This is a genomic window from Vibrio sp. 99K-1 (assembly GCF_013114585.1).
Classification (GTDB): domain Bacteria; phylum Pseudomonadota; class Gammaproteobacteria; order Enterobacterales; family Vibrionaceae; genus Vibrio; species Vibrio chagasii_B.
Genome location: NZ_VTXF01000007.1, coordinates 58,817 through 83,905 on the forward strand (window position 1 = coordinate 58,817; position 25,089 = coordinate 83,905).

Sequence of the window (25,089 nt, forward strand, 5' to 3'; positions counted from 1 at the left end):
ATCACAGCCACTTACTCCTGATCTTCCAGATCGGCAGCCGCCAACCTTGCCGCCTGTAACACAAGCGTCGAATACATTCGCGACTCAGCAGCCAGCTCATAGTCCCATTTAGGCCAAATACGCGAGATGTAGGTATCTCGACCCTCGCCAGTGAAAGCGAAGCTGTCATTAAAAGTATCGGCCATTTTCTTAAGTGACTTCTCTTCATCATCGACCCATTTACCACGGCTAAAGCCCGCTTCAACGCCGGCCAATGCGGTTTTCGGGAAGTAAGGCAGTGGTGCAGTCATACCTTGATAAAACAGTCGTACTAACTCCGCCAACAAACTCTTCGCCTGCTGCGCATCAACAATCGATTGTAACGTTTGGTGAACCACGCCTTCTTTTCTGTCGTAGCCAATAATATGAGTCGTTTTGCCCTGCCCCATCACTGCGCAACACAAGTGATCGATCCACGCGGCCAAGTAATCTTGAGAGCGTATTTTGCCACTACGAAAACGCACCAAACCCGATTGATAGTTTTGAGTAAGCCAGCCCATCAAACGAACCGGTTTTCCTTCACCTAGCACGTCAAATTCAATATTTACCTCAAGATCTTGCTGTGGCGAGCCGCTCACGAATCGAATCTCTTTGGCTAAGTCTTCTGCTTGAACACGGTTGGTTTCAAACTCGATATCACCAAAAGCACCAACCGGTAATCGACCTTGGGCTTTTTGCTCAGAAACAAACAAGCGAACCGCTTCATCTGCTCCTTCCGGGTGATCCAACAGTACCTGCAGCAGCGCATCTTTAAGCTGGAAGCTTTCTAAGCCATTAAGCACGAACGGCTCGTCGTCTTCCATTACCGGAAGCGGTGGCTCAAACACTACCTTTAGGCGACGATTAAAGAAGTATTGCACTGGCAAGCGCCAGAAACGCTGTAGCTCAACCAAATCGAGTTCTAACGGATAAGTCGCACCAAGCAAATAGTCATCCAAAGCGCGATTGAATTCACCACTGCGCTCACCAGAACGGTTAGCTGCAGGAAGCCACTCTTTGGCGTAGCTCAATACATGGCTTTCATCACCTTGTGTAAAAGCTGCCGGGCTGAACGGAGTCATGGTGTGCTCAAAGCTGATCGCTTGAGTCAGATTGATACCAGAATCATCACTTGGTAACGCTTGATCTGCACTTAGGCAGTAGTTCTGGTGGCAGTACTCAATCAACTCAGAAACCAATACCGACGGTACTCGCTCAGTATTATCTTGAATCGAGCGGCCGACATAACTGATGTATAAACACTCTTGCGCCGACAACATCGCCTCTAAGAATAGGTAACGGTCATCATCACGACGAGAACGGTCACCGGGACGAGTGCGTCCGTTCATTAGGTCAAAACCTTCTGGCGGCATTGAGCGTGGGTAAACACCGTCATTCATGCCTAACAGACAAACAGTTTTGAACGGGATGGAACGCATCGGCATCAGGGTACAGAAGTTCACTTGCCCCGCTAAGAAACGCTGACTGATACGCGCGCCCGACAGTTTATTATTCAAGTACTGATAGATAATGCTTGGCGATAGCTCTTGTTCGTACAAGGCATCATCAAGCTGTTCATTGAGTTGAGAAAGTGCATCACGAATCGACTTAAGCACCACCTCGCCTTCTAGCTCAACGGCGAAGAAATCATCAATCATTTGCAGCAAGGTTTCACGCCACATATCGATGGATTGCGTCTCAGCAAGGCGTTGACGGTAATGGGCAATACGATCAATAAAGTGCGCTAACTTACCAGCAAGTTCGGCGTTAATGCCTTGAACTTCGTTATAAGCAGCAATCGGAGAGTGTTCAGTTTCAAACAAACCTGCAGAATCCGACATCGCATAACCTAAGAGCATGCGCTGAATACCAAATAGCCAAGTATTTTGCTCGGTTGCAGGTAGATCAAATTCCGTTGCGGTAGAAGAGTCAACACCCCAACGGATACCCGCTTCTTCAACCCACTGCTTAGCTTGTTCAAATTGAAATTCATCAATACCGAAGCGTGCCATCATCGCTGGGATTTCTAATAGCTCTAGAAGTTCAGAAGCTAGACAACGCGTGTTCGGTAGCGCGACCAACTGCATGAACGCGGTCAGAATTGGGCTCTCTTGATCTGCGGTTCTATCCGAGATCGAGTAAGGGATATAACGCTCACCTGGAGCATTACCAAATACCGCCTGAATAGCAGGGCTGTAAGCATTGATGTCTGCCACCATAACGATGATGTTGCGTGGCTGTAATGTTGGGTCAGCGTCAAACATTGCTAACAACTGATCATGAAGAACTTCAACCTCGCGCATTGGGCTGTGACAAGCGTGTACCGTCAACGAACGATCGCCCAGCTCAACCACTTGTTTATGGTTGCTGGAGTCTAAGATGTGATCGTCTTGGTGCTCTTCTAACTCAAGAATATCGGCTTGCAGTTGATGCAGCAGGCTGTCTCTCTCGACATCAATAAAGAACTCATGCTCTTCGCTGTCTGATTGAGACAGCAAGAACAGGTTATCTCTGCCCAGTTTACCCATAGACGCCAGTAAGCTATTACCGACCGCTTGACTGGTATGCAGTTCGTCTTCAATATTGGATTCAATGCCATCTTTTAATGGTGAGACTTCGCCTTCTAGCTGAGGTAAACCATCAACCAAAGCAAACTGCTTACGACGCTGCGCTTCCACTCTCGCCAAGTATTTACGGTCACGAATATCGCCCCAGTAATGTTGGCAAGGGTTGGTAAACATCAGGTGGACATCAATCTGTTCGCCAAGCGCTTTCAAGGCATCCATGTAGCGAGGAGGCAGTGACGAAATACCAAACACAAACAGACGTTTCGGCAGGTGTTGTAATTGGCCTTGTTGATTAGCTAACGCTTCAATGAAATCGTGATACAAGTTACCACGGTGATATTTCGATTGGCCTTGAGAGAGCGTTTGCTCGTAGAGTGCCTTCCACAAAATCGGCTGCCAAGGGTGCTCTTGTTGCCCTTCACTATCAATCAATTCTGCAACGGGTTCTCCCGCTTCCCACATCGCCATCCACTCAGGGCGATATACCAAGTAACCATCGAAGATATCGGCAATTTTCTCGGCTAATTGATACAACTTAGAGCCGTCTTCGTCGTTTTCAAGATAGCGCTGTAGGGGTAAGAAATCAGGGTGGTCAAGCTTTGCAGGTAGCAAACTCATTAGCTTCCACGTCATCGCTTCTTTGTTAAAAGCACTGCGTTTCGGTACGTCAGGAAGCACTTGGGTAAACATATCCCAAATGAAGGTTGCTGGAAGAGGAAAATCGATATTTGCTGCTACACCAAACTCTTTGGCGAGTTCCATCTTAAGCCATTGAGACATACCCGGGCTCTGAACCAAGATCTGCTCTTTTTCGAAAGGATTGGCTAAAGGGTCACTTTTGATTAAGTGAACGAGAAGAATTTTTAAAGTATCAACTTTATTGGAATGGTAAACAGTAAACAAAGTGCACTCACGCTAATCTTGCCACAATATACTGCCAGATTAGCATAAGTGCTGAGTTTGGATGAGGAATATAAGCTTATGAAATACCGAAAGCTTAAGGTCCGTTTATCTTTTGAACTATTGCCCTTTACAATCTGCCCGCTACCGCACTTAAAACACGATGAGGTTTGTAGTTCATGTAGTAACGAACAGCGACATAACCTACCACCAACGTCGCAACAATCAGCTCTAAATAAGCTAGGTTAAACACTTGGTTAATGTAATGCGCTTCAATACCTTGTGCTTGCATCCACGCAGCCAATTTAAACAAGGCTGTTGCACCAATCACAATTGGGAAGGTAAACGCTGCATAGCCAGGGCTGAATGGCAGACGAAGTAGTTTGAAAAACGCCATATAGATAATGAACGTCATCAACACTGCAATACCAAATAACAAACCAATGATCACTGGTGAAGGGCTTGCTGTCACTGTTAGGTATCCCGCCAAAGATAGGCTTGCTGGTGCTGCCATAATCGCAATGGTTGGTTTTGCTGCATCTGGCACTTCGTGAGAGAAGATCAAACGGTAAACCATCAGTGGTAGCATCACAGCATAAACCAATAAGCCGAATACCAAAGTCGCGTTCGCTACAGGCTCTAAAACTGGATTACCCGAGAAAGATACGTCTGCCACAATGATACCGATTGGCGGTACGAACCAGCTTGGCACCATATGGTGAATCTCAAAGTTTTTAGCTCTGTGGTACAAAAAGCTCACTAAGAAGATAACGTGTAGAGCAACCGCTGCAAGCCACATCGCTTCTTGTAAAAATTGAGAAATCGGCGCTAAAGATGCTGACACCACCATGCTGCCCATCGCAAATGTTGGTACTACACTACCCACTACAGGGTGAGCAAGATCTTCACGCAATAAATGACCATGAATCAAAAATTTCACAGCTAAAACAAGAAGTAATACCGCCGCGATACCCGCACTGGTCCACTGCACTAAACCAGGAGTGTGTAAAATACCTTGTGCGACTAAAACGCCATCCCAGCACCAGCCTAAACTTGCGATTGCTAGTGCTAACCCTGCCATGGGTGTTGGAGCTCCTGTTAATCTATATTTAATACGTTGAATCATGTGAGCCTCTCTTGAACTTAATTCACAAAACTTGTGAACTCATCAGCTTGTTGAAGCCATAATACGCTTGCACTTCGTTAAGTTATATCCAATTATATATAACAAGCGTTCATCAATACTGAACAACCAATTCCACCAGCAGCGTAAAAGTAGGAACCTGATGGCTAATATCTCAATCAAACAGCTCAAAGTGTTTGTCACCATTACCCAGCATTCGACACTTACCGCCGCATCGGAAGCTCTGTTTCTCTCTAAAGCCGCGGTTAGCATGGCACTCGGTGAAATGGAAAAACAGCTAGGGCACTCTCTATTTGACCGGGTCAACAACCGATTAATTCTCAATCAAGAAGGACATAAACTGCTTCCCTTGGCTGATGAGATTCTTCACCGGGCAGCAGGCATCGATGTTCTGTTCCGTGACGACCAGCCCTTAAGTGGCAATCTCAAGGTTGGCGCGAGTGACACGATCGGTAATCAGGTTGCGCCTTTTATTTTGTCTGGCTTTCGAGAAAAAACTCAGCACCAAGACCAGAGTTTGTTCATCTCAAACAGTGCCCTGATCTGTCAAAAGTTGGTGGATTATGAACTGGATATCGCGTTAATTGAAGGAAAAACACTCCATCCGGAGTTGATCTCTAGCCAATTTAGTAGCGATGAAATGTGTATTATCGTTAGTAATCAACATCCTTTAGTGGCAAAAGACAAAATCGCGTTGCGAGATTTAGAAGACAGCCATTGGATATTGCGCGAATCCGGTTCAGGAACGCGTGAGTTTTTCCTACGAGCCGTCGCACCACGCATCGAGCATTGGTATGAGTCTTTTGAGCTCAACACCACAGAAGCAATCATCAACTCTGTTTCTGCCGGTCTTGGCTTTGCCTGTTTGTCTCGTTTAGCTGCTCAGCGAGCGATCGATTCAGGCCGTGTAAAAGCGCTTAATGTGCCACTTGATATGAAACGTCGGTTCTGGATGCTGGTCCACAAAGACAAGTACCAAAGCCCATTGCTGAAATCTTTCATGAGTTATTGTGAAGACTGGGCGACACATCAAGATTGAGGCCGCATAGTTCGGGCTCCAACTGGACTTTTAACATCAGAAACTGTATAAAAAGCCAGTAAAATTTATCAAACTTAGAGGATTAACCATGGCTGTTATCGTCAAGTACGTGGTGGAACGCAACGGAGAAGAGAAAATGACTTTTACCTCTAAAGCCGAAGCTGACGCATACGACAAAATGCTGGATATGGCTGATGAGCTTTTTGAACTGTTAGGCAAAAGCGATTTAGTTGAAGATGAAGGCAAGCAAGAAGAACTTGCAATGTACCTAGCGAAGAACAAAGAAGAAGTTCTTTACGCATTAGGTGCGAAGCGTAAGCCAGCTCCGAAAAAAGCGAAGAAGCTTGAAGCTGTTGAAGACGCAGAAGAAGATGCGGCTTAACTAGCTGAAGTTTTCTAAAAAACGCCAATGACACCTCTAATCAGAGTCAGTTATTGGCGTTTTTTTATACTTATCGAAATATAATGATGCTTGTTTATAGTCGAAATCGCTCTAAACATTCGCTTGCACAAAAGTGTGATAAAGATCTAATCTATAGCCATCAGGTGATGGGGTTCCACCTAAGCTTTTGCTTCAACCGCCCGTTCTTTTGAACCGTGCTAATGACTCCTACAGAATCGAAAACAGGTAATACTGTTGGATGTATCGCTACTCCTCCACTTTGAAATGGGCTGCGTCTATTAGGACCAAATCCCATGACTCCTTTGGATTATCGATACTCAAGATCTGTAGTGAACTAGCCGCACCTCTTCCAACACGTCCTGTTTTCTCAACGCCCTAGGTCAATACGACTTTATTAGTGAGAAAACAATATGCATTACTCTTCAGAAATTCAATCCATGTGCCCTATTCAAAGGGGTGATCTTCACAACTCGGCTCCAATTCCAGTTGAAGGCGCCATGGTTAGTCCAAAAGATGTCATCGCTATTTCTGGCTTAAGCCATGGCGTAGGCACTTGTGCACCACAACAAGGTGCAGCCAAACTGACTCTTAACGTAAAAAACGGCATCATCGAAGAAGCACTCATCGAAACGATTGGTTGTTCAGGTATGACACAATCAGCTGCGATGGCCGCTGAAATTCTTACCGGAAAAACCATTCTAGAAGCACTCAATACTGACCTGGTATGTGACGCGATTAACGTCGCGATGCGCGAGATCTTCCTGCAGTTTGTTTACGGTCGAACCCAGTCTGCTTTCTCTGAAGGTGGCCTAGAGATCGGCGCAGCATTAGAAGACTTAGGTCAAACACAGCGCAGCCAAGTAGGCACCAGCTACTCAACCGCAGCAAAAGGCGTTCGTTACCTAGAGCTTGCAGAAGGTTACGTAACCAAGCTAGCACTTGATGATCACAGCGAAGTGATTGGCTACGAGTATCTCAACCTCGGCAAAATGATGAAGGCGATTAATCAAGGCGTGCCAGCCAATGAAGCGGCCGACCTTGCGACAGGGACTTATGGTCGCTTCGACGAAGCCGTGACCACCATTAACCCACGCCAACAATAATTTTGCCAATTAAGAGGAAAGATATGATGAACACTCAATTTAATGAATCAGTAACTCGCGCATTGGCAGAAATGAACTTCGACTCTTTGGCGCAAGCAGAGCAATACTGTAAAGCACACAATGTAGACCCAAAAACGTTGGTGATGGACACTCAACCAATTGCTTTTGAAAGCGCAGCCGATGCATACACCTTAGGCACAGCTATGGCTCTATTCCGTAAAGCAAGCAACGCTGAACAAGCAGCGAATATCATTGGTGAAGGCCTCCAAGCATTCACAAAACCCGGTAGTGTCGCTGAGCAACGTCAAGTAGGTATTGGTCATGGTGCGCTTGCTGCTCGTCTTCTGAATGAAGAGAGTCATTGCTTTGCTTTTCTTGCAGGTCACGAGTCTTTTGCTGCCGCTGAGGGCGCAATTAAAATCGCACTGAACGTCAATAAATCACGTAAAAATCCATTAAAAGTTATCCTAAATGGTTTAGGTAAAGATGCGGCGTACTTAATCTCACGCATCAATGGCTTCACTTACGTGCGCACTCAATACGACTACCAAACCGGTGAACTCGTTGAAACAGAACGTCGCCGTTTCTCAAATGGCCCTCGCGGAGAGATCTTGTGTTACGGCGCTGATGATGTTCGTGAAGGGGTAGCAATCATGCACAGAGAAGAGGTGGATGTGAGCATTACGGGTAATTCAACCAACCCAACACGCTTCCAACATCCTGTTGCGGGTATCTACAAAGCAGAGCGTACTCGCCAAGGTCTGCCTTACTTCTCAGTTGCTTCAGGCGGTGGTACAGGTCGTACATTGCACCCAGACAACGTAGCGGCAGGCCCTGCATCTTACGGCATGACAGATACCATGGGCAGAATGCACGCAGACGCTCAGTTTGCAGGTAGCTCTTCAGTTCCTGCTCACGTTGCTATGATGGGTTTCATTGGCATGGGTAACAACCCAATGGTCGGTGCTACGGTTGCACTGGCTGTCGCGGTAAGCGAATCTCAAAACGCATAATGATAGAAGTGATTGTCAGCATTTAGCGCCTCAAGCCGAGGCGTTAGTTGAAAAATCGACACCAACACACAACCAAAACTCTACTCCCATCACTAAAACTATACAGCCAGCCCTATGCTGGCTGTTTTTTATTCATACTTGCTCTAGTATCTATTCTTATTCAACATATGTATTTAACTGCATCTTTTTAAAGGAATAATATGAAAGAGCTCATCATTCATACCATCACAGTGTTCATGGGCTTTTTCGCCATCATGAACCCTATCGCTAACACGCCAATCTTTCTTGGTTTAACAGGCGACAACGATAGGGAGACCGTTAAGTCGATCGCGTTTCGCTCAGTGTTTATCGCATTCATCATCGTCAGTACGTTTGCCATTTCTGGCAAGCTGATCTTCGACCTTTTTGGTATCACGCTTTATGCCCTGCGCATCACTGGCGGAATTTTGGTCTTCTTGATTGGCTTTCACATGCTACAAGGTGAATCGACACACTCGAAGGCGAAAGAGAAGGTTAACTCAGACGCCCAACAAGACGCAGCGCTAAGTATCGCAGTATCACCACTGGCCATGCCGATACTGGCAGGTCCGGGGACAATTGCCACCGCGATGAACTTTGCCAGCACCGAGGGCATCTATGAAACGGTCATCACCATCATCGCGTTTGGTCTGTTGTGTACCTTAACCTACGTATTGTTTGTGTTTGGCGAACGCTTCGTGAAAGCGGTAGGGCCAAGCGCACTGAACGTGATTACTCGAATGATGGGTTTGATACTGGCAGTTATCGGTATGCAGATGTTGATTGAAGGGATCGAGCAAGCTCATAAAGCGCTGTTTGTTTAAATGCTCACTCAGGGCAATATTGACTCATATATCCGCCAATTTGTATTGATCTGCAGCGTTTTCTCATTGCAGAAAAATATCTCTCAAAAGACAAGCAATATCATTTTACAGACTTTATCCCGATGCGCCCTTTCATAACGAGGGCGCTCTCTTTATGATGAACGTAATTAAATTAACTTTGCTAACGGCAGCACTTGTTATTCGAGCTGTTGTTTTGGAATAGCAAATTCAAGACTCAACACATGGAGATTCAACATGGCTTTCTTTTCACTAGCCTTCGGTACGGCAACCAAAAACCGCGACAATAAAATCATTGAAGCGTTCTTCCCTAGCCCACTTCTAAACCCAAGCGACGCTCTAGTAGCGGCTGTTGGTGAAGTAGCAGGTTACACTGAAGGCAACCAAGCTATCGAAATCTCTGCTGCACAAAGCGCAGAACTAGCGAAAGCATTCGCAGCAAACGACGATGCAGCAAACGCATCTTTCGCAGAAAAAGCAGCAGCATCTGATCAACCATTGGTTCTTGTTGTTCTTGCGACTGACGAGAAGCCAGCATCTGTTGCTGAAGGCTTCCTAAAGCTACAACTTATCTCTAACCGCCTAGTTCAACCACACGGTACGGTACTAGACGGCATCTTCGGTCTACTGCACAACATCGCATGGACAAACGAAGGCCCAATCGACCTACCTGAGCTGGCTGAGCGTCAAATCGAAGCTCGCCTTGCAGGTCGCGCTTTGTCTGTAGATTGCGTAGACAAGTTCCCTAAAATGGTGGATTACGTGGTACCAACAGGTATTCGTATTGCTGATACTTCTCGTGTTCGTCTTGGCGCACATGTGGGTGAAGGTACAACGGTAATGCACGAAGGTTTCATCAACTTCAACGCGGGTACAACAGGCGTAAGCATGGTTGAAGGTCGTATCTCTGCAGGTGTTGTTGTAGGTAACGGTTCAGACATCGGTGGCGGCGCTTCTATCATGGGTACTCTGTCTGGTGGCGGTACTATGGTTATCTCTATCGGCGAAAACTGCCTACTAGGCGCAAACGCAGGTCTTGGCTTCCCAATGGGCGACCGCTGCACTGTTGAGTCTGGTCTATATGTAACGGCTGGTACAAAAGTTCGCATGCTAGATAAAGAAGGCAACGAGGTAGAAATCATTAAAGCTCGCGACCTAGCTGGTGTTTCTGATCTGCTGTTCCGTCGCAACTCGATCACAGGTCAAATTGAGTGTCTAGCGAACAAGTCTGCTGTTGAGCTGAACAGCGAGCTACACAGCAACAACTAATCTAAGCGCTAGATGCTAGATGCTAGATGCTAGATGCTAGATGCTAGAAAATACGAAGCCGCTGGGGTTAAATCCAGCGGCTTTTCTTTTATCTATAGATAATGAAAGACGTTACACTTTCTCTGCGGCTAACTGCTCTAGAGCCTGGATAGAGGTTTCAGATACCAATGTGCCATCCATGTAGTAGCTGACCTTATCGCCATCGCGAACACCCAGTAGTACTGCTTTCTGACCATCGTTGTAAGTGATATCCATGCGAATCGTGTTTTCATCGATTTGCTGCATTTCACCCCATTCGATCTGGCGATTGTTGAAGCCTAGTGGTGCTTCTTTTAGTGAATCGTCTAGACTGTCATTCACATCGATCATGGTATCGACTTTACTATCGAAGATGTGAGGCGCACCAGTAAGTGGGTTTTTACCAGCCCAGAATTCAATCGAGTTAAATACAATGTAATCGGCTGCAGTAGTCAATGCGTAAACCGGAGCAAGCAAGAAGTTGACGCCCGCACGAGCGTAACGGTTATCCACTACCTCGACGTTAAACTTCATTAATTTCCCGGTCACAGCGTTACTACCTACACACCCAGCTAACGACATGACAATCGCTGCCACTGCAACGGCTTTTGTGATTGTTGTTTTCATAGTTCCCTCTTATGCCACGATGATTGATTCAGTTTTTGCACAGACGAACGAATATTACTCTGCGTAAAAACAGACATTATTCGCCTAACAAATTGATTCCATAACATTTAGCGTAGTGGAGATTTTTAGAACAGCAAACTGCAAACCTCAATTTATCACTCTGGTTCCAAAAAAATTCACAAAAAAAAGCGCAGACCTTTCGATCTGCGCTTTTAATTTTTGCTTAATCTAATCTAGATTAACGCGGCATGATTAACCCACATTCTTACGTGCGTTTTGGAACATACGCATCCAAGCGCCATTCTCGCCCCAGCCTTCAGGAGACCAAGAGTTAGCCACCGTGCGGAATACACGCTCTGGGTGAGGCATCATGATTGTCACGCGGCCATCCGTCGTTGTTAAACCTGTGATAGCGTTTGGCGAACCGTTCGGGTTGTTCGGGTATTGCTGAGTTTGGTTACCGTGGTTATCAACGTAACGTAGAGCAACCGTACCTGAGTTTTCAATCGCGTTTAGGTGGTCGTTGTCACGTACTTCTACGCGGCCTTCACCGTGAGAAACAGCGATTGGCATACGAGAACCTTCCATGCCATTGAAGAATACAGAATCAGATTTCTGAACTTCTACTAGGCTGAAACGCGCTTCAAAACGTTCAGATTCGTTGCGAACGAAACGTGGCCAGTACTCTGCACCAGGGATAAGTTCACGTAGGTTAGACAACATCTGACAACCGTTACACACACCTAGAGAGAAGGTATCTTCACGCTTGAAGAAGTTTTCAAATTGCTCACGAGTCGAATCGTTAAACAGAACCGACTTAGCCCAACCTTCACCAGCGCCTAGTACGTCACCGTAAGAGAAGCCACCACAAGCCACAAGGCCATTGTACTCTTCTAGAACCGCTTGACCCGTAAGGATGTCGCTCATGTGAATATCAGTTGCTTCGAAGCCTGCACGGTCGAATGCTGCTGCCATTTCAACGTGAGAGTTAACACCCTGCTCACGTAGAATCGCCATCTTAGGCTTAGCGCCAGTGTTGATGAACGGTGCAGCAATGTCTTCATTTACGTCGAAGCTCAGTTTCACATTTAGACCCGGATCTGAGTTGTCTTTCTTCGCTTCGTGCTCTTGGTCTGCACATGCTGGGTTATCACGTAGACCTTGCATCTTATGCGTCGTCTCAGCCCAGATAGTACGTAGCTCAGTACGGTTACGTTCAACCACAACAGACTCGCCAGACTTAATCACTAGCTCATCAGATGCTTCAACAGAACCAATTACGTGTGAGCACGCTTCTAGGCCGTTTGCCGCAAGAGTTGAAAGAACCGCGTCTAGGTCATCGTTGCGAACTTGGATTACCGCACCTAGCTCTTCGTTGAATAGTGCTGCTAGCGTGTCTTCACCTAGAGCTTCAATGTTTGCATTAACACCACAGTGACCAGCGAACGCCATCTCAGCCAGTGTTACGAACAGACCACCATCGCCTTTATCGTGGTAAGCCACAACTTGGTCGTTAGCAACCAGTGCTTGAACGCCTTCGTAGAAACCTTTTAGCTGTGCTGCGTTGTCTACGTCTGCTGGCTTGTCACCAAGCTGCTTGTAAACTTGCGCCAGTGCCGTTGCACCTAGACGGTTTTTGCCGTTACCTAGGTCGATAAGAACCAGTGAAGTGTCACCTTTGTCAGTACGAAGTTGAGGCGTAATTGTCTTACGAACATCTTCAACACGAGCAAATGCAGTGATAACAAGAGATAGCGGAGACGTTACTTCTTTCTGCTCGCCGTTCTCTTCCCACTTAGTCTTCATCGACATTGAGTCTTTACCCACTGGGATAGTTAGACCCAGTGCTGGACATAGCTCTTCACCCACTGCTTTAACCGCTTCGTAAAGGCCTGCATCTTCACCTGGGTGACCCGCTGGAGACATCCAGTTCGCCGACAGTTTAATGTGTTTGATATCGCCGATGTTAGTCGCTGCGATGTTTGTGATTGCTTCACCAACCGCTAGGCGAGCCGATGCGCCGAAGTCTAGCAATGCCACTGGCGTACGCTCACCAAGAGACATCGCTTCACCGTGGTAAGAGTCATAGCTTGCTGCCGTTACCGCACAGTTAGCAACAGGAATCTGCCATGGGCCAACCATTTGGTCACGAGCTACAAGGCCTGTTACCGAACGGTCACCGATAGTGATAAGGAATGTTTTCTCTGCGACTGTTGGCAAGCGAAGAACACGGTCAACCGCTTCGTTCATTTCGATGCCAGAACGGTCAATCGCAGGGTTGTTTGCTTTTAGCGTTTTCGCGTCACGGTGCATCTTAGGCGTTTTACCTAACAGGATGTCCATTGGCATGTCGATTGGCGTGTTGTCGAAGTGTGAATCTTCTAGTTTAAGTTCACGCTCTTCCGTTGCTTTACCAACCACGGCGTATGGTGCACGTTCACGCTTACAAATCGCGTCGAACGTTGCCATGTCTTTATCAGCAACCGCCATTACGTAACGCTCTTGAGATTCGTTACACCAGATTTCAAGTGGGCTCATACCCGGCTCATCGTTTGGCACGTCACGCAGGTTAAAGATACCGCCACGCTCGCCATCGTCTACAAGCTCAGGAAGTGCATTTGAGATACCGCCCGCGCCCACATCGTGGATGAATGCGATTGGGTTCGCATCACCTAGCTGCCAACAACGGTCGATAACTTCCTGACAACGACGCTCCATTTCTGGGTTTTCACGTTGTACAGAAGCGAAATCTAAATCTTCTGAAGAAGAACCAGAATCCATTGAAGACGCTGCACCGCCACCAAGGCCGATGTTCATCGCAGGACCACCTAGAACGATTAGGCTTGCACCTACTGGGATCTCTTTCTTCTGAACGTGCTCGTCACGGATGTTACCAAGACCACCAGCCAGCATGATTGGCTTGTGGTAACCACGTACTTCTTCACCTGCGTGAGAATTTACTTTCTCTTCGTAAGTACGGAAGTAACCTAGTAGGTTTGGACGACCAAATTCGTTGTTGAATGCCGCGCCACCAAGAGGACCTTCAAGCATGATATCCAATGCAGTAACGATACGGCTTGGCTTACCAAAATCTGTTTCCCAAGGTTGAACAAAGTTCGGGATCTTAAGGTTAGATACAGAGAACGCCACTAGACCTGCTTTTGGCTTACCACCAATACCTGTCGCGCCTTCATCACGGATTTCACCGCCTGAACCTGTCGATGCGCCCGGCCATGGAGAAATAGCCGTTGGGTGGTTGTGCGTTTCAACTTTCATCAAGATGTGTGTTTTCTCTTGGTGGTAGTTGTACTGACGAGTTTCTGGATCTGGGAAGAAACGACCCACTTCAGAGCCAGTCATTACTGCCGCGTTATCTTTATAAGCAGACAGAACGTTATCAGGAGTCACTTCAAACGTATTCTTAATCATCTTGAACAATGATTTTTCTTGCTTAACGCCGTCGATAGTCCAATCAGCGTTGAAGATCTTGTGACGACAGTGCTCTGAGTTCGCTTGTGCAAACATCATTAGCTCGATATCAGTCGGGTTACGTTCAAGCTTAGTGACAAAGCTTTCAAGTAGGTAATCAATCTCATCCTCTGCAAGAGCGAGACCTAGGGTAACGTTTGCTTCTTCAAGCGCTTTACGGCCGCCGGTAAGAAGATCAACTTCCGCATAAGGTGCTGGTTCTGCAACGGTGAACAATGCTGCTGCTGATTCGAAGTCAGTGAAAACCACTTCCATCATACGATCGTGAAGAATCGCTTTCAGCTCAACAAGTTGAAGCTCAGAAAGTTCAGAAGACGTTTCAATGTAGAAAGCCGTACCGCGCTCTAGGCGAGATACTTTCGCTAGGCCACAGTTATGTGCGATATCTGTAGATTTTGAAGACCAAGGAGAAATAGTACCTGGACGAGGTGTAGCAAGCAGCAGTAAACCTTCAGGTTCATGCTCTTCAATCGTTGGACCGTAAGTCAGTAGCTTTTCTAGCTTCTCAACTTCAGACGCGTCTAGGTCTGCTGTTAAATCAGCAAAGTGGGCAAACTCAGCGTAAATACCTGTTACAGGTAAGCTTAATTCACGACAAAGCTCTAAAAGCTTGTTAACACGAAACTCAGATAGAGCTGGGGAGCCACGCAAAATTCTCATGTGCTTAGGTCTCTTATGCAGTTGATTAAGGTGATATTGGAATAAATTCAGTGGGTTAAAGGAAAAACCTAACTGTTTTCTTCGAAGCTATTCCCGAAGGTTTAAAAACCTATGCCGATCCCACCTCTTCAATGCGAGCGCATTATAAAGCATTTTTTTTTGTGACGTAACACCAAAAGCAACCGTTTGCGTGATTTTTTTCATGTTTCTGCGTAAATGCCAGTTTTGCTGCATTTATCACCACTTTTACATCAGTTTAATGAAACCTACTTTGCCAGCCTTGCGGGGTTTGGTATAAAGGGGCTTCCACTTTTCGAGATTTCATTTTGATGCCTAAATTTTCTCTCATCTTTTTGTCTAAGTCCTTTCTGCTGGTTATCGCTCTGTTTGGGCTAACCGCATGCCAGATTGAATCTGAGCCTAAAAGTGTCCTCGAGCAGATACGAGAGCGTGGCGTGCTTCGTGTCGGTACTCTGAATAACCAACTCTCTTATTACATTGGTCCTGATGGCCCAGCTGGTCTCGATTACGAATTAGCTCGTGAGTTTGCACAAGAGCTGGGGGTGAAGCTTGAGGTTAAACCGGCTTACCGTCTATCCGGCCTATTCCCCGCCCTAAAGAAAGGCGAGATCGACCTAATCGCTACAGGGTTAACGCAAAACAACAAACTGACGCGAGCTTATCGTGCAGCGCCTGCTTATTACTACGTAAGCCAACAAGTGGTGTACAAAAAAGGCCAATGGCGTCCAAGAAACCTAGATCAACTGATCAAGTTTGAGAACGAACGTCAGGCTGAATTCATCAAAGCGCAAGCTGAATCAGAAGACGCGTCACCTAACGAGACTCTGACGCCCTCTTTAGTAGTGGTGAAAGACTCACACTTTGAGCCCACACTTAAGCAGTTACAGAACACGCATAATGACTTCATCTACGATGCAATAGGCAATGCCGACATCAATGATCTGCTAAAAGAAGTATCAACGGGCGAGCGCCTATTTACGGTTGCCGATTCTATCGAACTATCACTAGCACAACGTTTGTACCCAGACGTAGCATTGGCGTTTGAGCTTACTGAAGACCAACCTATCTCTTGGTACTTAGAGAAGTCTGAAGATGAAAGCCTGTACGCATTGCTGATTGAGTTCTTCGGTAATCTAAAACAATCCGGTGAACTTGCTTCGCTAGAAGAAAAGTACATCGGTCATATCGGCACTTTTGATTACGTTGATACTCGTGCCTTTATCCGCGCGCTCGACAGCAAGCTACCAAAATGGTCGCCACTGTTTCAAAAGTACTCGCAAGAGTTTGACTGGCGCCTGATTGCTGCACTGGCGTATCAAGAGTCACACTGGAACCCAGTCGCACGCTCACCAACCGGTGTTCGTGGCATGATGATGCTGACACTGCCGACCGCGAAGAGTGTTGGGGTGACCAACCGTCTCGACCCTAAACAGTCGGTACAAGGTGGTGTTGAGTACCTGCGTCGTATCGTGAACCGAGTACCAGATTCAATCACACAACATGAAAAGATCTGGTTTGCGCTTGCTTCATACAATGTCGGTTACGGACACATGATGGACGCACGTCGCTTAACCAAAGCGCAAGGCGGAGATCCTGATGCTTGGGGTGATGTAAAAGACAGACTGCCTCTACTAAGACAGAAGAAATACTACAGCCAAACTCGCTATGGTTATGCCCGTGGTGATGAAGCTAGAAACTACGTAGAGAACATTCGCCGTTATTACCAAAGCATCATCGGCCACGTTAATAAGCGTAATAAAGAACAAGAAGAGAGTCTTGAAGGGTTGATCGTTATTCCACCTTTAGAGACTTCTGGGGCTGAATCTAGCATCAGCGCTGCAGAGCCAACAGTAAGTGGTTCTGAGCCTTCGAAATAAAACCAAAAGAGCAATGCCTTCCAGCATTGCTCTTTTTTATTACGTTTTCTATCGCTTACACAAAGGAGAGATACGGATAAAAGACCGTGATAAAGGCGGTGTCATATTACAGTAACAATCGCACCTTATAACGACACACCACAATTAAGATTATCGTTCTGCTGCGCTTGGTTATTGGCTATTGGCCATTGGCCATTGGCCGAAGTTAAAGGCTTGAGACTAGGATTGCTCTTCTATGTCTGCCTCTGTGCGACAGACCAAACAGACGAATCACACTATAATTAAGTCGTTAATCCAAACGACACAGTCAGACGACCAATAGGAAATCATTGAGATGATGAAGAAACTGAAATCGAAACGCTTGGATAAGACAGTTGCAGCAAACCGTCGTAAGCGTATGCTTTCAAATAATAAGAAGAAGATCATTTGGCGCAACCGTGCTTTCATGCAGATGATTGCCGAGTAAACTCTATAACCAAGTAAGCTGGTTTGGCACTCTTACTATGAGAGTGCCTTAAACTTGCTGCTATTTCTTTTTAAGCGCCTTGTCTGCTTCTAACTGCTGCTCTTCTAGCAAACGCTCTTGCTTTCGCTTCTCTTTTATCTCTTTTCGACGACGCTTGAAAAACGCTTGTAGTTGCTCGCGACACTCATCCTCTAATAGCCCGTGCTCAACATCAGCATAGTGATAGGAAGCTTGGCTCTCAAACAAGTTCAACACCGTCCCTGCTGCACCCGCTTTTAGGTCTGGCGCGCCAAAAACAATGCGCTTCACTCGGCTGTGTAACAAGGCACCCGCACACATAGGGCATGGCTCAAGCGTGACATACAAAGTGGTATCAAGCAGTCGATAATTTTCCAGAACCTGTCCCGCTTTACGCAAGGTTTCTACTTCAGCGTGCGCTGTTGCGTCATGGCTGCCAATCGAACGGTTCCACCCTTCAGAGATAATCTCACCATCTTTTACCAGTACGGCACCAACAGGCACCTCTCCCTCACGCTCCGCTTTTTTTGCCACTTCGATGGCACGTCGCATGAAGATTTCATCTTGAGGGGTGAATTGATGGTCTGACAAAGGGGACTCCAAAAACAAACAATAGAAACAAAAAAGGTATGCGGTGAAGCATACCTAATCTTAGTGATGATGGACAACAAAGAGATGCCCACCAATAGCCATGGACTGGATGATTAACTGTCAGTCTAGCTTTCGGCTGCAAGCAAATCATTAACGATTTGCGTCGCTTTGACGCTCACAATACGATTATTCTCAACCGAGATAATCTCAAACTGCCACTGCTGACACTCAACGATCTCTCCCGTCTCAGGCAAGCGACCTAGCAGCCATGTGATGAGTCCGTTTAGAGTTTGGAAGCCCTCGCTTTCACCCTCTAACTCTGAAAGCTCCAAGCGATTTTTCAGTTCGCTAATCGGGATTAATCCATCCACCAGCAAGCCATCTGGCAGAGACTCAGTCCAAAGGTCGTTCGGGTTGTTTGATAACTCTCCCGCAATCGCCTCTAGAATGTCGTAATGAGTCACGAGGCCTTGAACATCGCCATACTCATCAACAATGAATGCCATCTCAGTGCCCGACTCTTTAAAATAACCAAGGAGGCGTAGCGCCTTCATCGATTCCGGTACATAGATTGGAGATTTAGACAGCCCCATGATCACTTGAATACTTAGATTACCCGCCTGATTCAATAAAGCCTTGGCAGACACTGTGCCTACCACCTTATTTAGATGGTCTTGGCATAGAGGGAATACGCTGTGCTTTGATGAGCGGAGCTGCTTCAAGATGTTCTCGACAGGTTGGTCGACATCCAGAAAATCGATGTCTCGACGTGGCGTCATCAATGAGCTCACTAAGCGATCATCAAGCTGCAAGATATTGCGAATCATCTCTTGCTCACCACGTTCAATCACACCGGAGTCTGAGCCCTCTTTAACAAGCGCATGAATATCGTCTTCCGTCACACTGTCTTCTTCGCCACCTCGGCCCATCAACTTAAGAATACCTTCCGTTGAAGCAGACAAAGCAAAAACAAACGGCGTCGCGATTTTAGACAACCAATAGATTGGCATAGCGACCAACACAGCGATGGTTTCCGCTTGAGATTGAGCAAAGCGTTTTGGTACGAGTTCACCAACAACAATCGCAAAGTAAGTAATACCGACAACGACGACCGCGGTAGACAGAACATTCGCTTGCGTTGCATCCATGCCCCACAGTTCTAGTTGCACGGCTAGTGGTGCAGATAACGTCGCCTCACCCACGATGCCGCTGAGCAGGCCTATGACGGTAATACCGATTTGAATGGTTGAGAGGAAGCGAGTTGGATTTTCTTTAAGCTCAAGTGCGATCTGAGCAGAACGGTGCTTTTCGGCCAAGCGTTTCAGCCGACTATTTTTTGCTGCTACCAATGCAATCTCAGACATGGCAAACAGACCATTTAAAACAATTAACCCTACCAGAAGCAGAATTTTCATGATGTTTTGGATTTCCTAATTTTACCGGCCAACAATTAGCCGTAATCCGGAGTATAAGCTGAGTACCTTTCTTTTTGATATAAAAATTTTTGGATATGAAAATAGAGCGGAAAAATAGCACAAAAAAGCCCGCACATTTCGGTGCGGGCTTAGTAATGAATAAAGCTTAATTTTGCTTAGTTCAATCTTACATTGTGTAAGTGTAAGGTGCTTGGATACCTAGTGGAATACCAAGAGCCCAGTAAGCTAGCAGGAAGATAGACCAACCGATTAGCATTGCAATCGAGAATGGCATCATTAGAGAAGCTAGAGTACCGATACCTGTAGACTTAACGTAGCGTTGGCAGTAAACAACAACCAGTGGGAAGAACACCATTAGTGGAGAGATGATGTTAGACACTGAGTCACCAACACGGTAAGCCGCTTGAGATAGCTCAGGAGAGATACCTACAACCATTAGCATTGGAACTAGGATTGGACCGATAAGTGCCCACTTAGCCGATGCAGAACCAACAAGAAGGTTAACTGAAGCCGTTAGTAGAATCATACCAACGATTGTCGCTTCACCAGGAAGGTCCATCGCTTTCAGGCCTTCAGCACCGTAAAGTGCCAGCATAGTACCAATGTTTGATTGACCGAATGCCGATAGGAACTGTGCACAGAAGAACGACATTACAATGTACGCGCCCATCGTAGCCATTGTCTCAGACATCGCCTTGATTACGTCATTGCTGTTCTTGAAAGTACCCGCTACACGGCCGTAAACGATACCTGGGATGATGAACAGGATGAAGATCAGAGGAACGATAGACTTCATAACTGGTGCAGAGAATGCTGTTAGCTCACCTTCAGGAGAACGCAGTGCAGAGTTCTCAGGGATTAGAGCCGCAACAAGCAGACCAATACCAGCAACCATTGCCCAACCTGCGTATTTGAATGCTTTTGATTCAATTGCAGTGAACGTACCTAGATCAGGTGCTTCTTCAGCATCTTCATCAACTGGCGTGTTCGCTAGGCGAGGTTCGATGATCTTCTCAGTTACGTACCAACCGATAGCAACAATAAGAACTGAAGATAGGCCAGTAAAGAAGATGTTCGCTAGAGGGTTAATCACGTATTCAGGGTCAAGAACGTTTGCCGCTGTTTGCGTGAAGCCAGCTAGTAGCGGGTCGATACCTGAAGGGATGAAGTTCGCAGAGAAACCACCTGATACACCAGCAAATGCTGCTGCAATACCCGCTAGAGGGTGACGACCCGCAGCGTGGAAGATGATACCGCCAAGAGGGATTACTAGAACGTAACCTGCATCAGCTGCTGTGTGAGACACGATAGCAACCAAGATTAGCATTGGCGTAAGTAGCTTAGCTGGCGTGAAGTTCAGCATCTTCTTAAGGCCAGTAGTAATGAAGCCTGAAGAGTCTGCAACGCCAACACCTAGCATAGCAACAAGTACGATGCCTAGTGGTGCGAAGCCTGTGAACGTAGTAACCATATTCGCTAGGAAGCTAGCAAGCGCTTCACCAGTCAGTAGGTTATTTACTTCTAGAGCAGCACCCGTTTGAGGATTGATTAGATCGAATGAAAGATTCGACAAAAGTGCAGATGCTACCCATACGATAACTAGAGCCCAGAAGAACAGGATTGCTGGATCTGGAATTTTGTTGCCGGCGCGTTCAATGAAGTTTAGAAAGCGATCCATTCCACTGATCTTGTCAGTCGATGGTGCTTTTTTTACGGCTTGGTTACTCATTGTAACTCCATATGTGATGTTGTTTGTTTAGGCCTAATATAAGTTTTTACCACGGCCTATTGGTACAACACATATTCTATTAAAAGCCCCCATAAAAAGCACAAGATTCCACCCTAAATTCCATAAATGGAGACATATTTTGCAAAAATACCATACAACCACAACAATATAAAAACACAAAAAACACCATTCCATATACATGGATTTAACCAGTAATTAAACAATGTCCGAGGAGTGAAAATTGTCCGTAAAAGGAGTGGCGTAAGCCTTGGCATGCAGTAAACGTTTGCTTAGGGATCAGTCAAACTCACTGTATTTGGAAAGCATAGTTTCGAGATAAATACTTTGCGCGCGGTTCATACGATCTTGCCATGCAATTGTGACAGTAATGTTTTTGAGCGCGCCAGATAAGGCTCCGTTCGCATTGGTGACTTCACATGTCATCGAATACGCAGAGCCCGATAAACCGGATAAGGGATCTGAACTCGCAATGTTGAGACAGTAGCTCGATTGATTTAGTTCCTCAAAAGGAATAAGCCCTACCGCCCCACTAACATTGAGCGCGCGAGTTCGATAATACTCCATCTGCCTTTCCGCAAAATGCAAAGCTTCCACACTCTGGAGCGCATGATCCGACTTTTGTTCCGCATACACCTGTAATTTAACCAACCCTAACGACGCGACGCCAATCAGCAGAAAAGAGAGAAGTACCTCTAGCAAACTGAAGCCAGAATTCTTAGAAATCACTCCATGAGCCTCGCTGCCATTGGTACGTAGAAGGCGGGTCACTTGGGTTCGAATCCGCACGAAAATCCATGTCCATATCCCCCACTATGGTCGTCACTCCCGAGGGAGAATCAAAGATAAGACCACCAGAAGGCAAACCAGAAGCAAATTGAATCCCGACACTCTTTTTAATCACGCTAGCCTCATCGATGTCTTTGATAAAGGGAGCAAACACGTTGTTAGCTACAAGTGAGTTCCAGAAATTATCGACTCTCGTTTTCACATGGCTCTTTTGATAATCAACCAAGTGATAAATCACCCCGTTGTAAGTCATGGCTCCATTCAGCGCGAGCACACCATCTTGAATCACGAGAAGTTGAGATGGGTTATTTGCAGCTGCTACCGCTGCATTGATGTGACAATTACCTTCAATCCATAGCCCTTTGGTTTGGCCTATCGTAAAGTGCTCCATGATCTCAGGGCCACACTCCGTCGCGTTCAATAGCTGAACATGCTTAAACAAGTCCGTATCTTGCGACAGATCGAGAATATTTTGTTCCGTTCTAGCCATACCAAAGAAGGTGTAAAACGGATTCATATTAGGATCTGGATTAAAGTCTTTCATGAACGGCGGTGGATTGGTTCCTTGATAATAGTCAGGGGCAGAGATCGAATAAGTACTGCCTGAAGTACCTTTCGGGATCGCCGTTTTATAATCGCTGTGACAAACGCCATCAAAGCCAGAAAAAGGGCCATCAGCTGCTGGATCCTTAACTTCTAACCCCAACACCTGCGTTGAATCACCATGAGTCGCATCATATTGATAAGTAAACAGATCAGCGAATGAGACACTGACACACTCATATTCATTACCACTGATTGGCTCTTCTTTCGCTGTTGGCTTGAGACTCAACGTACCAACTATCTCTATTGGCCCCGTCGACTGGATTGCTCCCGTGCCTAACTGAGACTGTTCTCTTATCGTCTTATAAAGGGAGTTGGTGTTCGAAGAAGACGTCACCAAATAAGCACTAGAACTAGCACTGCTCGATACATCGATTTGAGGCTGATTTTGATAAGGAGAACACCAATCTTCAAAGTCGGCTGGACGAGTACTGGCATCTTGAATATCAGCAACCGTCTTATCTAATTCAAGCAGATAAGCGTAAGTGCACTCTAAACCACCTTCCGCTTGCCAGTGTTCTTTGCGCGCTTGGACCTCATTTTGCGCCCGCTTGATTTGATAGAACGTGACCTTAAATGAACCAAGAGAAACGATCAGTACACCAATCAAGAGAATACTGACTAACATCAGCGTTATCGCTCCTTGTTGCTTATCACTCTTCATTGCCAGTTCCTTTGCACAACGGATGTCATCACTTTTTGGCTCAAATCCGCATTCACTAACGACGCCTCAAGCGTCATGTTGATCCTTTGAGAACTCGCCTGACTGCTCGATATGTCTTCCACAGAAACAGAGAACGCATCTATCTGAATTTGTCGTTCGAAGAACAAACTTTGACACGTCATCGTCACATCACCGCTTACATTGCTAAATGGCTTTTCATCGATAGCCAAAAGATCGGTCGATTCTCCAAGGCAGTAGTTGAGCTTATTGTCTTTGAACTGATAAACAATATTTCGATAAGCAGATGAAGTACTATTTTGCAGATAAACAAAACCAAGATAAGCTTCATCAGCACTGATTTTCTGGGCATAAATCGTATTTGGTGCACCTGATAACTTTACCGACTGTCCGGCATTGGCGTTATATCCGGCACGCAAAATCTCTTCTTTCATCATTTGTGCAGTGGAGAACAAGTTTTGTGAAAGGAGCACCTCCAGGCTTTTCTCTGAGCTTAGACGTTGGTTAGTGATGAACACACTACCAATCGTCCCTATAACAATCACGCCTATAGCAGAGGCCACCATCATTTCTACCAAGGTACTGCCTTGAGCAAGCTTAGTTGCAGATCTCATAACCATAATGACCAATGCTGTTGCGCCCATCGCTATTAGGGTCGCTGCTGCAAATCCGAATACGCCCTGTTGTATTTGATGCCTTAATAGAAAGTTCTTCAGACGGGGTACTCACTGAAGCTATGGTGACGTTACCATTAATAAAGCGACCTCTTACTCCATCAATAGAGATTGAGTTCTGATTTAAAAAGCTGAACGAGACTGTGATATCTTGATAGGCTGAACCATCAAGATGCATCACCACATTACCTGGCACATAAGAAGCGGTAGTGCTGAGAACCAAATCCCACTCACCTTCTGTATCCTCAATCGCACCTAACGTATTCGAAACCAAAAATAGAAGGTGTAGTTCTTGATTTCGGGCAATGGCTTCGGATCGCGCAGTAACCAAGAAACCATGAACCTCAGGGGCGAGTCTTTGAATTTTGGAGGACGCTAATAGATAACTAAAACTCGGGGCAGCAGCAGCCAGCAGTACTGAAAGTACCACGACCGTAATCAGCAGCTCTAGAAGCGTAAACCCGCGAGTCATTTCCCAAATTCCTATGTAATTCAGTGCGTAACCGTATTTAATCTTGCAGCGATGCTACCACCGGAGAAGAATGTACTGGGTTATGAAAGGAAACTACTCGCGATGATTCGAAAAAATATATGCAACAGCAACAACATAAGCATGAGAGGGATGACATTGATCGAGTTATTGCTGGCTGTCGTCATCGTGGGAATACTTGGGGCAATCGCTTACCCGAGTTATACCAACCATGTCATGAAGGCGCATCGTGTCAACGCGTTGGCCGACATGACCAAAATACAATTAGAGCTGGAAACCCAATATACGGACGATTATGCATCCGCAGCGCAGGGGATGATCTCCGCCGGGACATGCAGCTTTTGCGATACCGATACAAGCCGATACACACTCGCTATCTCAGCAAGCAGCACGACCTATATCATTCAAGCTGAGCCGCACGCACCACAGACAAACGATGACTGCCTAGACTCAACGACTGATATTTTAGAGTTACATCACTCTGGTATCTCAGAGCCAAAAGCGTGCTGGAGGTGATGAGATAGTCCAATTAATCTCATTCGTTACCTATTTTATCTTTTCTAAAGACACAAAAAAGCCTGCTAC

Annotated in this window: 20 protein-coding genes and 1 riboswitch; of the genes, 9 read left to right on the forward strand and 11 right to left on the reverse strand. The window is 46.1% G+C overall.

From position 1 onward, the window contains the following. Positions 1–11 precede the first annotated feature (11 nt). Both recC and F0228_RS07380 read right to left on the reverse strand, forming a co-directional pair. Positions 12–3,488, reverse strand: coding sequence for an exodeoxyribonuclease V subunit gamma (recC, locus tag F0228_RS07375; protein ID WP_171762070.1), 3,477 nt, complete (start codon positions 3,486–3,488; stop codon positions 12–14). Positions 3,489–3,615: 127 nt separating this feature from the next. After that, positions 3,616–4,566 carry a TDT family transporter gene (locus F0228_RS07380; protein ID WP_029405558.1) on the reverse strand — a complete coding sequence of 317 codons (951 nt, stop codon included), beginning with the start codon at positions 4,564–4,566 and terminating at the stop codon, positions 3,616–3,618. A 205-nt stretch (positions 4,567–4,771) separates the two neighbouring features. Between F0228_RS07380 and F0228_RS07385 the strand changes: the two genes are divergently transcribed. From F0228_RS07385 to dapD, 6 genes are all read left to right on the forward strand, one after another. Further along, complete coding sequence (locus tag F0228_RS07385) at positions 4,772–5,668, forward strand: LysR family transcriptional regulator (protein WP_019823882.1); 897 nt, start codon at positions 4,772–4,774, stop codon at positions 5,666–5,668. A gap of 88 nt (positions 5,669–5,756) precedes the next feature. Then, a complete protein-coding gene (locus tag F0228_RS07390; RefSeq protein WP_008223840.1) occupies positions 5,757–6,050 on the forward strand; it encodes a YebG family protein in 294 nt (97 codons plus the stop codon). Positions 6,051–6,204: 154 nt separating this feature from the next. Continuing rightward, a riboswitch (Fluoride riboswitch) is annotated at positions 6,205–6,288 on the forward strand. A gap of 193 nt (positions 6,289–6,481) precedes the next feature. After that, positions 6,482–7,174 (forward strand): iron-sulfur cluster assembly scaffold protein, encoded by a 693-nt coding sequence (locus F0228_RS07395; protein ID WP_017071044.1) that lies wholly within the window; start codon positions 6,482–6,484, stop codon positions 7,172–7,174. A 23-nt stretch (positions 7,175–7,197) separates the two neighbouring features. Further along, positions 7,198–8,187: a GGGtGRT protein gene (locus F0228_RS07400; protein ID WP_019823886.1), complete on the forward strand. Its 990-nt coding sequence runs from the start codon at positions 7,198–7,200 to the stop codon at positions 8,185–8,187. Positions 8,188–8,387: 200 nt separating this feature from the next. Beyond that, a complete protein-coding gene (locus F0228_RS07405; RefSeq protein WP_004737591.1) occupies positions 8,388–9,029 on the forward strand; it encodes a MarC family protein in 642 nt (213 codons plus the stop codon). 255 nt (positions 9,030–9,284) lie between these two features. After that, positions 9,285–10,316: a 2,3,4,5-tetrahydropyridine-2,6-dicarboxylate N-succinyltransferase gene (dapD, locus tag F0228_RS07410; RefSeq protein WP_019823891.1), complete on the forward strand. Its 1,032-nt coding sequence runs from the start codon at positions 9,285–9,287 to the stop codon at positions 10,314–10,316. Positions 10,317–10,427: 111 nt separating this feature from the next. Here the strand turns inward: dapD and F0228_RS07415 are convergent, their stop codons facing one another. Together F0228_RS07415 and purL are read right to left on the reverse strand one after the other, a co-directional pair. Continuing rightward, positions 10,428–10,961: a DUF3332 domain-containing protein gene (locus F0228_RS07415; RefSeq protein ID WP_019823893.1), complete on the reverse strand. Its 534-nt coding sequence runs from the start codon at positions 10,959–10,961 to the stop codon at positions 10,428–10,430. 252 nt (positions 10,962–11,213) lie between these two features. Beyond that, positions 11,214–15,110, reverse strand: coding sequence for a phosphoribosylformylglycinamidine synthase (purL, locus tag F0228_RS07420; protein ID WP_171762071.1), 3,897 nt, complete (start codon positions 15,108–15,110; stop codon positions 11,214–11,216). A gap of 329 nt (positions 15,111–15,439) precedes the next feature. On the opposite strand from purL, the gene mltF reads away from it, so the two are divergent. Together mltF and F0228_RS25945 are read left to right on the forward strand one after the other, a co-directional pair. After that, positions 15,440–17,008, forward strand: a complete 1,569-nt coding sequence (mltF, locus tag F0228_RS07425) for a membrane-bound lytic murein transglycosylase MltF (RefSeq protein ID WP_171730922.1) — start codon at positions 15,440–15,442, stop codon at positions 17,006–17,008. A gap of 334 nt (positions 17,009–17,342) precedes the next feature. Next, positions 17,343–17,474 (forward strand): hypothetical protein, encoded by a 132-nt coding sequence (locus F0228_RS25945; RefSeq protein ID WP_017059878.1) that lies wholly within the window; start codon positions 17,343–17,345, stop codon positions 17,472–17,474. A 60-nt stretch (positions 17,475–17,534) separates the two neighbouring features. On the opposite strand, the gene tadA is transcribed toward F0228_RS25945, so the two are convergent. From tadA to F0228_RS07460, 7 genes are all read right to left on the reverse strand, one after another. After that, positions 17,535–18,083, reverse strand: coding sequence for a tRNA adenosine(34) deaminase TadA (tadA, locus tag F0228_RS07430; protein WP_061033250.1), 549 nt, complete (start codon positions 18,081–18,083; stop codon positions 17,535–17,537). Positions 18,084–18,208: 125 nt separating this feature from the next. Further along, positions 18,209–19,498 (reverse strand): hemolysin family protein, encoded by a 1,290-nt coding sequence (locus F0228_RS07435; RefSeq protein WP_061033251.1) that lies wholly within the window; start codon positions 19,496–19,498, stop codon positions 18,209–18,211. Between the two features lie 187 nt (positions 19,499–19,685). Continuing rightward, on the reverse strand, positions 19,686–21,248 hold the full coding sequence (locus F0228_RS07440; RefSeq protein WP_061033252.1) for an AbgT family transporter: 1,563 nt from the start codon (positions 21,246–21,248) through the stop codon (positions 19,686–19,688). A gap of 297 nt (positions 21,249–21,545) precedes the next feature. Next, positions 21,546–21,995, reverse strand: a complete 450-nt coding sequence (locus F0228_RS07445) for a prepilin-type N-terminal cleavage/methylation domain-containing protein (protein ID WP_171762072.1) — start codon at positions 21,993–21,995, stop codon at positions 21,546–21,548. Next, positions 21,985–23,322, reverse strand: coding sequence for a hypothetical protein (locus F0228_RS07450; RefSeq protein ID WP_171730921.1), 1,338 nt, complete (start codon positions 23,320–23,322; stop codon positions 21,985–21,987). Before F0228_RS07450 ends, F0228_RS07445 begins: the two co-directional genes overlap by 11 nt. After that, positions 23,319–23,954 carry a pilus assembly protein PilW gene (locus F0228_RS07455; protein ID WP_239930931.1) on the reverse strand — a complete coding sequence of 212 codons (636 nt, stop codon included), beginning with the start codon at positions 23,952–23,954 and terminating at the stop codon, positions 23,319–23,321. The genes F0228_RS07450 and F0228_RS07455 overlap by 4 nt, the downstream gene beginning before the upstream one ends. After that, a complete protein-coding gene (locus F0228_RS07460) occupies positions 23,938–24,486 on the reverse strand; it encodes a GspH/FimT family pseudopilin (RefSeq protein WP_116870136.1) in 549 nt (182 codons plus the stop codon). Before F0228_RS07460 ends, F0228_RS07455 begins: the two co-directional genes overlap by 17 nt. Positions 24,487–24,588: 102 nt before the next feature. On the opposite strand from F0228_RS07460, the gene F0228_RS07465 reads away from it, so the two are divergent. Further along, positions 24,589–25,020: a type IV pilin protein gene (locus F0228_RS07465; protein ID WP_171762073.1), complete on the forward strand. Its 432-nt coding sequence runs from the start codon at positions 24,589–24,591 to the stop codon at positions 25,018–25,020. Positions 25,021–25,089: the final 69 nt, after the last annotated feature.

Excerpts from the sequence above, each read along its gene's own strand:
- F0228_RS25945 (WP_017059878.1), top strand. The coding sequence starts at position 17,343 with ATGATGAAGAAACTGAAATCGAAACGCTTGGATAAGACAGTTGCAGCA.
- F0228_RS07380 (WP_029405558.1), bottom strand. The coding sequence starts at position 4,566 with ATGGCAGGGTTAGCACTAGCAATCGCAAGTTTAGGCTGGTGCTGGGAT.
- F0228_RS07415 (WP_019823893.1), bottom strand. The coding sequence starts at position 10,961 with ATGAAAACAACAATCACAAAAGCCGTTGCAGTGGCAGCGATTGTCATG.
- F0228_RS07385 (WP_019823882.1), top strand. The coding sequence starts at position 4,772 with ATGGCTAATATCTCAATCAAACAGCTCAAAGTGTTTGTCACCATTACC.
- F0228_RS07390 (WP_008223840.1), top strand. The coding sequence starts at position 5,757 with ATGGCTGTTATCGTCAAGTACGTGGTGGAACGCAACGGAGAAGAGAAA.
- F0228_RS07440 (WP_061033252.1), bottom strand. The coding sequence starts at position 21,248 with ATGAGTAACCAAGCCGTAAAAAAAGCACCATCGACTGACAAGATCAGT.
- mltF (WP_171730922.1), top strand. The coding sequence starts at position 15,440 with ATGCCTAAATTTTCTCTCATCTTTTTGTCTAAGTCCTTTCTGCTGGTT.
- F0228_RS07465 (WP_171762073.1), top strand. The coding sequence starts at position 24,589 with ATGATTCGAAAAAATATATGCAACAGCAACAACATAAGCATGAGAGGG.
- F0228_RS07450 (WP_171730921.1), bottom strand. The coding sequence starts at position 23,322 with ATGAAGAGTGATAAGCAACAAGGAGCGATAACGCTGATGTTAGTCAGT.
- F0228_RS07405 (WP_004737591.1), top strand. The coding sequence starts at position 8,388 with ATGAAAGAGCTCATCATTCATACCATCACAGTGTTCATGGGCTTTTTC.
- purL (WP_171762071.1), bottom strand. The coding sequence starts at position 15,110 with ATGAGAATTTTGCGTGGCTCCCCAGCTCTATCTGAGTTTCGTGTTAAC.
- F0228_RS07455 (WP_239930931.1), bottom strand. The coding sequence starts at position 23,954 with ATGAGATCTGCAACTAAGCTTGCTCAAGGCAGTACCTTGGTAGAAATG.
- F0228_RS07400 (WP_019823886.1), top strand. The coding sequence starts at position 7,198 with ATGATGAACACTCAATTTAATGAATCAGTAACTCGCGCATTGGCAGAA.
- F0228_RS07435 (WP_061033251.1), bottom strand. The coding sequence starts at position 19,498 with ATGAAAATTCTGCTTCTGGTAGGGTTAATTGTTTTAAATGGTCTGTTT.
- dapD (WP_019823891.1), top strand. The coding sequence starts at position 9,285 with ATGGCTTTCTTTTCACTAGCCTTCGGTACGGCAACCAAAAACCGCGAC.
- F0228_RS07395 (WP_017071044.1), top strand. The coding sequence starts at position 6,482 with ATGCATTACTCTTCAGAAATTCAATCCATGTGCCCTATTCAAAGGGGT.
- F0228_RS07460 (WP_116870136.1), bottom strand. The coding sequence starts at position 24,486 with ATGACTCGCGGGTTTACGCTTCTAGAGCTGCTGATTACGGTCGTGGTA.